General features: G+C 70.6%; 9 protein-coding genes, 1 tRNA gene and 1 riboswitch. Of the genes, 1 reads left to right on the top strand and 9 read right to left on the bottom strand.

The genetic code is table 11. The features are described 5' to 3' along the window. A partial coding sequence (locus tag VK923_19110) for a hypothetical protein (GenBank protein ID HSJ46790.1) occupies nucleotides 1–1,662 on the top strand: 1,662 nt, incomplete at its 5' end. A 337-nt stretch (nucleotides 1,663–1,999) separates the two neighbouring features. On the opposite strand, the gene VK923_19115 is transcribed toward VK923_19110, so the two are convergent. From VK923_19115 to VK923_19155, 9 genes are all read right to left on the bottom strand, one after another. Next, nucleotides 2,000–2,236, bottom strand: coding sequence for a hypothetical protein (locus VK923_19115; GenBank protein ID HSJ46791.1), 237 nt, complete (start codon nucleotides 2,234–2,236; stop codon nucleotides 2,000–2,002). 8 nt (nucleotides 2,237–2,244) lie between these two features. After that, nucleotides 2,245–2,658: a hypothetical protein gene (locus VK923_19120; GenBank protein HSJ46792.1), complete on the bottom strand. Its 414-nt coding sequence runs from the start codon at nucleotides 2,656–2,658 to the stop codon at nucleotides 2,245–2,247. Between the two features lie 17 nt (nucleotides 2,659–2,675). Further along, nucleotides 2,676–3,419, bottom strand: a complete 744-nt coding sequence (locus tag VK923_19125) for an ABC transporter ATP-binding protein (protein HSJ46793.1) — start codon at nucleotides 3,417–3,419, stop codon at nucleotides 2,676–2,678. Further along, a complete protein-coding gene (locus VK923_19130) occupies nucleotides 3,416–4,498 on the bottom strand; it encodes an ABC transporter substrate-binding protein (GenBank protein HSJ46794.1) in 1,083 nt (360 codons plus the stop codon). Before VK923_19130 ends, VK923_19125 begins: the two co-directional genes overlap by 4 nt. Then, nucleotides 4,495–5,286 (bottom strand): ABC transporter permease, encoded by a 792-nt coding sequence (locus tag VK923_19135; GenBank protein HSJ46795.1) that lies wholly within the window; start codon nucleotides 5,284–5,286, stop codon nucleotides 4,495–4,497. Before VK923_19135 ends, VK923_19130 begins: the two co-directional genes overlap by 4 nt. Further along, on the bottom strand, nucleotides 5,283–5,633 hold the full coding sequence (locus VK923_19140; GenBank protein ID HSJ46796.1) for a thiamine-binding protein: 351 nt from the start codon (nucleotides 5,631–5,633) through the stop codon (nucleotides 5,283–5,285). Before VK923_19140 ends, VK923_19135 begins: the two co-directional genes overlap by 4 nt. 42 nt (nucleotides 5,634–5,675) lie before the next feature. Beyond that, a complete protein-coding gene (locus VK923_19145; protein HSJ46797.1) occupies nucleotides 5,676–6,356 on the bottom strand; it encodes a thiamine diphosphokinase in 681 nt (226 codons plus the stop codon). Next, nucleotides 6,348–6,460, bottom strand: a riboswitch (TPP riboswitch). (Overlaps the previous gene by 9 nt.) 111 nt (nucleotides 6,461–6,571) lie before the next feature. Continuing rightward, nucleotides 6,572–6,644, bottom strand: a tRNA-Asn gene (locus tag VK923_19150). A 58-nt stretch (nucleotides 6,645–6,702) separates the two neighbouring features. Then, nucleotides 6,703–7,018, bottom strand: a 316-nt coding sequence (locus VK923_19155; GenBank protein HSJ46798.1) for a hypothetical protein, incomplete at its 5' end; no start/stop codon positions are given.

Genomic DNA, 7,018 nt, shown 5'->3' on the forward strand with positions numbered 1-7,018 from the left:
GACGGCGCTGGGTCCTGGGCGCGCCGTGCGATCGAGGTGGGTGCGACGACTGACCCGGCGGCGTGTGCCCTTGGACGGGTGGTGGAGGCGCGCCTGCGCATCCTCGACGGTGACCTCGATCGCGGTCTGGCGCTGCTCGACGACGTCGGAGTCGCGACCGTCTCCGGTGACCTCGACCCGTTGTCGACCGGGGTCGTGTACTGCGAGCTCGTGTGCGCGCTGCAGGGACTGGGACAGCATGACGCCGCCGAGGAGTGGACCGAGGCCATGGAGCGGTGGTGCCAGACCAACGCCATCGGCAGTCTCCACGGGCGCTGCCGCGTGCACCGCGCGGAGATCCTCCGGCTCCGCGGCGCCCTCGGCGAGGCGGAATCCGAGGCCATCGCAGCGTGCGACGAGCTCCGTCCGTACCTGCGGCGCGAACTCGGGTGGCCCCTGAGCGAGCTCGGACAGATCCGACTTCGCAGCGGCGACATCACCGGCGCACAGCGCGCCCTGGTGGCCGCACATCACGCTGGCTGGGATCCGTATCCTGCGCTCGCGCTGGTGCGCCTGGCGCAAGGAGACGTCACCACGGCGGCCGCGTCCATCCGGGATGCGCTGGAACGCCCCCGGCAGGTGCCGTCGAAGGAGCGGCCCCCCAACACCAACCTGCAGCGGGCGCCGCTGCTCGAGGCGCAGGTCGAGATCGCGATCGCGGCCGCCGACCTCGGTCGAGCCCGGTCGGCTGCCGACGAGCTCGAAGCCATCGCCGAGCGGTACGCGAGCAAGGCTCTGCTGGCGAGCGCGGCGCTGGCGCGAGGACGCGTGTGCCTCGCCGTGGGCGGCGAAGCGCGCGATGCTGAGCAGCACTTCTCCGCAGCTGCGCGACGCTGGAAGGAGATCGGCGCGCCCTACGAGGAGGCGCTCGCGCGTAGAGGTCTCGCCGACGCCCACCGTGCGGCTGGCAATGAGTCCCAGGCTGTCTTGGAGTCTCAGGCCGTCCGCACGATCCTTGATCGGATCGAACAGGGGGCAGCGCCCCAGCGTACGGTCAGGGCCGGGCATATCGACGGTGGAGCGGACGAGCGGTCGGCCGGGACCGTCAACGTGCTCCGGCACGAGGGTGACTACTGGTCGGTCGGGTTCGACGGACGCACCACGCGGGTGCGGGACCTGAAGGGCATGCGATACCTCGCCCGCCTCCTCGCCGACCCCGGACGGGAGTTCCATGTGCTTGACCTCGTCGCGGCCGAAGCCGGAAGCACAGCGACTGATGGTGGCCGGACGGCCAGCGTGTGGGACAGCGCGCTCGGTGATGCGGGTGAGCTGCTCGACGAGCAGGCCAGGACCGCGTATCGACGACGCCTGGCTGAGATCGACGAGGACATCGACCGGGCACAAGCGATCGGCGACACCGAACGGGCGGCGCAGGCGGCCACTGAACGCGACTTCCTGATGCGAGAACTGTCGCGGGCGTTTGGACTCGGCAGCAGAACACGACGAGCCGGATCCGCCTCGGAGCGTGCTCGCGCCGCCGTGACCCGTGCGCTGCGAACGGCAATGGCCCGGATCGATAACCACCATCCAGCACTCGGCGACCACCTCGACCGAGCAGTCCACACGGGCACGTACTGCTCCTACCAGCCCGATCCGCGCATCCCGACGAAGTGGCGTCTATGACGCGCTCCGTGCGCACCGATGATGACAAGACCCACGACGAGCCGTTCGCGGCGATCGACAGCGCCAGGCCGAACGCGGCCACGGCGGTCACCAGCGTGACCAGTAGACGGTCCGTCCCCGAGATTCCGGTAGTTCAGCCGCCGGACCGACGACGAGGATCAGGCCAATCGCACTCAACGCGGACGATGGCGACTGCCCAGGGTGCTGGGACGGTGGCGCACGGTGATCGAGGCGAACGCGAGGCAGCCGTGCCAGCAGTCGCAGCACGCTCGGCATGCAACCTGCTCGACTCGCGGCGCTGCCCCGGGGTCAGCTCTCGTCGGCGAACGAGCCGCACCTACCACCTGCCACCCTCGTCGAGCGGGACGACGAAGAAGGTGGTGTGCGTGAGCGACTCGAGCATCTCGGCTGTCTCGGCCGACCCGGTCGTGCCGAGGACGGCGTCGCAGAGTGGACCTGACATCACCTCGAGCACGGCGGTCCGCCGGAGGAACGTCAGTTCGTCGGGCCCGAGGTCGGTGACGACCTCGGATCGCACGTAGTCGATTGCCGCGCCGTCCGTCGGCGAGGACACGGTCGATGTCAACGAACCGGGCGTGCTGTCCGGCGCCGGCGCAACGCAAGCGAGCTGAGGCACACACCAGCGGCCCACCCTTCGGTCGACGCCATGATCTGGTCCAGCTCGCCTTCGGACACCGATTCCGCCAGCACCTCCACGAGTTGCGCTGCCTCCTCGGGGATGAGGGCGAGGTCGGACGGCCGGCGCGGACTGCCGATGACTTTGCCGCTGCCGGACGGACCGACGAGGACCAGGAAGCGGTGGTGTGGGCCGGGCGGCAGCCGCGTGACGAGATAGGCGTCCTCGCGCCAGAAGTCGTACAACGGCAGCACGTGGGGGTGCTCGACGCGCGCCACGGCCTGCGCATCTATCTCGAAACGTCGGATGAACTCCGGGTCCTTGGCGCGTTCTGGACGGGTGATGCGGCATGCGATCACCAGCGGGTTCGCGCGCGTCAGGCGCGTCCCTTCTCCAGCGCCTCGAGTAGCGTCGCCTTGGCGGTCACGAAGGTGCTGTCGACCAGCGACTCCGACGTCCGTGGGCGCGGGAGGTCGACGGACAGCCGCTCGGTCACGCGCGCAGGCCGGTCTGACAGCACGAACACGACGTCGGACAGCACCAGCGCCTCCTCGACGTCGTGGGTGACGAGCAGCACGGTATGCGGATCGTGTGTGAGGACCTGCTGCAGCCAGTCGTGCATGTCGCGACGGGTGATCGCGTCGAGCGCCCCGAAAGGCTCGTCGAGCAGCAGAACGTCCCGACCGCACAGGAAGGTCCGCAGCAGGGCGAGCCGCTGGCGCATCCCACCGGACAGCTCCGCGGGCCACGCGTCCTCAAACCCGGCCAGGCCGAAGCGCTCCAACAGCTCCCGCGCCCGGCCCAGCGCCTCCGCCCGCGGGACCCCGGCCACCTCGGCGCCCACGGTCGCGTTGCCCAGCGTCCGCCGCCACGGCAGCAGCAGGTCCCGCTGCGCCATGTACGCGGCCCGGCCCGGGCGCCCGACGACCGAGTGGCCGTCGATCACGGCCCGGCCGGCGTCGGGTACGACCAGGCCGGCGAGGACCTTGAGCAGGGTGCTCTTGCCGCATCCACTGGGTCCGACCAGGCCTGCGAAGCAGCCTGCCGGGATGTCGAACGACAGCCCGTCGAGGACCTCGACGTCACCGAACGTGTGCGTGACGCCGTCAAGGCCGATCATCCGCCGTCCGTGGGTTGCTCGGAGCCCGCCGCATCGTCTCCTGCTGGCAGGAACTCGTTCGTCCACGCGGCGTCGATGTCGATGTCGTCGGCCGCGATGCCGGCCTCCTGCAGGAAGGCGGTGAACTCCTTCCACACCGCAGCGTCCTGCACGCCCCAGGGTCCGTCCGGTGCGTACCTGTCGGCAAGGTACCGGGCGCTGTCGCGCACCAGATCCTCGTCGAGCTCGGGCGCGGCGGCGAGCAGGGCGTCGGCCGCCTCGTCGGGGGCGTCGATCGCACGTTCGTACCCGCGTGCCGTGGCGGCCATGAAGTCGCGCACCAGCTGTGGGTCATCGTCGATCAGCTGCTGCGACGTCGCGAGCAGCGGCGTGTACCAGTTGGGGATGCAGTCGAAGTGGTCGGCGAAGCGGATCGACGTGATGTCGAGCCCGGCCTGCTCGAGGCGGATCCCGTCCCAGCCGTCAAAGATCCAGACGAAGTCGTAGAAGTCGCGTTCCAGCCCTGCGCGGTAGTCGACGTTGCCGACCTCGACGAACTCGACCGCGTCGGGATCACCCCCGTCGCACTCGACGAGCGAGCGTACGAGCTCCGTCTCGAGCTCACCACCGAAGCCGCCGTAACGGTGACCCGCCAGGTCCGCCGGGCGGTCGATGCCCTCGTCGGCCAGCGCGATCAGGCTCGACGTGTTCGACGCGATGATCGCCGCGACCGACACGACGGGTGCACCCTGGGCACGTGCCGGCGTCACGGCCTCCTGCACCGACACCGCGAAGCCGGCGTCACCGGACGCGAGCGCAGGCAGGCCACCCTGCTCACCCGGCTGGATGATGCGCACATCGAGCCCGGCATCGGCGTACCAGCCCTTGTCGAGCGCGAGGTACAGGCCCGAGTGGTTGGTGTTCGGCGTCCAGTCGAGCATGACCGTGACCTCACGACCGTCAGCGTCGGTGCCCGCCGGCGCTGCCGACACGGCGGCGCTGCCCTGATCGCTCGATGCCGATCCGGGTGCCGCCGACTGACCGCCACAGGCTGTCAGGAGGACGGCCAGCACGGCCGCCACGATCGCTCTCAGGTTCATTGGCGTTCCTTCTGCTCGCGTTCGACGTGCTGCCACGGCGCCGCGACCCGCGCCAGCAGGTCGACGACGCCGAACAGCGCGACGCTCAGGACGGTGATCACCGCGACGCCGACGAACACGCGGTCCACGCGGAACGACGTCTGCGATCTGGTCAGGAACAGGCCCAGGCCACTGCTCGCCCCGACCCACTCCCCGATCACCGCGCCGGCGACGGCGTACGCCGACGCGATCCGCAGGCCGGCGAAGAACGCCGGCGTGGCGCCCGGCACGAGGACGAGACGCAGGATGTCACGCCGATCCGCCCCCATGCTGCGCAGCAGGTCGATCTGCTCTGGATCGGCCGACCTCAGGCCCTGGACGGTGGAGATCGCGACCGGGAACACCGCGATCAGCGCGACGACGACCACCTTGGGCGTCAGCCCGAAGCCGAACCACAACACCAGCAACGGCGCCAGCACGATCATCGGGACGGTCTGGCTGGCCACGAGCAGCGGATATGTGAGGCGTCGGAACAGTGGCACGGCCCACACCGCGACCGCCAGCGCGACACCGGCGACCGCGCCGGCGACGATGCCCACGAGTGCCTCGGTCAGCGTCGTGACTGTATGCCCACCGAGCACGCCGCGGACCTCGCCGAACGCCGTCACGATCCGCGACGGCGGAGGCAGGATGTAGGCGGGCGTCTCGAAGATCCGCACACCGAGCTCCCAAGCGAGCAGCAGCGCCGCGATCAGGATGGCCGGCGGCAGCCAGCGTCCCACGCGCAGGCGGCGCCGCAGCGCGCTCATCGGGCCTCCGCGTCACCCGGTCCCCCGGGTGTGTCCTGGCGGTCCGGGCCCTCACGGAACTTAGCGGTGAAGCCGTCGATGCCCGGCGTACGGCCGTCGTCGGCGGTCCCGTAGACCTTGATGACGGTCATGGCGGACGAGGCGCCGGCCGCGAGGCACGCCTCGTGAGTACGTCGCAGCAGCGGCCACACGACGTCGGGTTCACCCTCGAGGGTGGTCCCGAGCGCACCGACCTCGTGGTGCACGCCTGCGCGCTGGATCTCGGCGATCGCGGCCTCGACGTGGGAGTGGCGGTCGTCAGGGGTGCCGGCTGGCGTCGGCAGGCACTGGATCTCAGCGAGGATCATGCTCTGATTCCGTGTCGTTGCATCGTCGGGGATCGGCGGCGGTCACGGCGTCCGCTGCCCGTCGCCACAGGTGTCACGCCGCTCACCGCCGGGGCGGATGACCAGCAGCACGCCGTGGGCGACACGCACCGCGGCGGGACCGCCCGCGAACTCGTTGCTGACACCGCGGCTGGACAGCGGGTCCAGCACCTCGTCGCGCAGCGGATAGCGCAGTCCCTCGGTGGTCACGCCACGCGCGGGGCCATCGACGGCGAACAGCGACACCACCGTGCCGGCCGGCGCGGACATCGCGTGGTGGTCACGCACGACCTCGACCTCGGCGTCGCCGATCAGGGCGCGGACCCGCACCCGTGCGTACCGCGGCGAGGCGAGCACGAGCAGGTTGGCGAACGCGTGGTCGAGCCGGCCATCGCCACCCGATACGACGACCGCCGCGCCTGCCCCCAGATCGAGGGCGCGATCGAGCGCCAGCACGATGTCAGTCCGGTCCTTCGCGGCCGGGTGCCGGTCGACCTCGAGGCCGGGCCTGTCGAGCAGCGCCGGGTCGACGCTGTCGAGGTCCCCGACGACGAGATCGGCGGTCAGGCCGAGGCGCTCGACGGCGTGCAGGCCGGAATCGGCGGCGATCACGTAGTCGACGTCACCGATCCGTCCGGCGATCGCCGGACTGACGGCCTGGCCGCCTGCGATGACGGCCACGGTCGTGACCCCGTCGGGGCGCACGTCCGACCTCCCTTCGCTGGCATTACCCAGATCAGGTTCATGCGGGTCGGCGGCGCGTCAATCCGCCCTCTCAGCCCGGTTGCCCGAGCTCCCCGGTAGTGTGCGCCCACCATACCAGTGCCGTCGGCAAGCGGAGCCGATGACGACGGCGACCAGAGGCGATCCACGACTGCGCGACGGCGCGGCCTGTCAGGCCGCGCCGTCTGGTCGATCTGCTCCGGGGGCGGGACTCGAACCCGCAACCATCGCGTTAACAGCGCGCTGCTCCGCCTATTGAGCTACCCCGGAACGTGCTCCGGCGGCAACGATAGCAGCCGGACCTGCACGGCACCGCTGCGACCGACCGTCATGACGAATCGGTCAGATCGACGAGCGCGTGCATGAGGCCCATGATCTCGCGGTGGGTCCGGCTGCATCCGTACCGCACGGTCAGACAGCCGTGAGCATGCCTCGCAGCGCGACGCGTTCCGTCCGCGGCCGCCCGGTACGGCCGCGTGAACTGCGTGGGTGGGATCGCGGTGACCTCGCTCCAGAACGCGATGCCGGCGCCGTGATCGAGACCTTCGTGCAGGTACAAGCGTGCACGTAGCCGCGACTCGTCAACGTCGAAGAACGCGCGCAGCCAGCGGCGAACAGGCGAATCATCCCGGGATCGGTGTTCG

Source organism: Euzebyales bacterium, from assembly GCA_035461305.1.
Lineage (GTDB): Bacteria > Actinomycetota > Nitriliruptoria > Euzebyales > JAHELV01 > JAHELV01.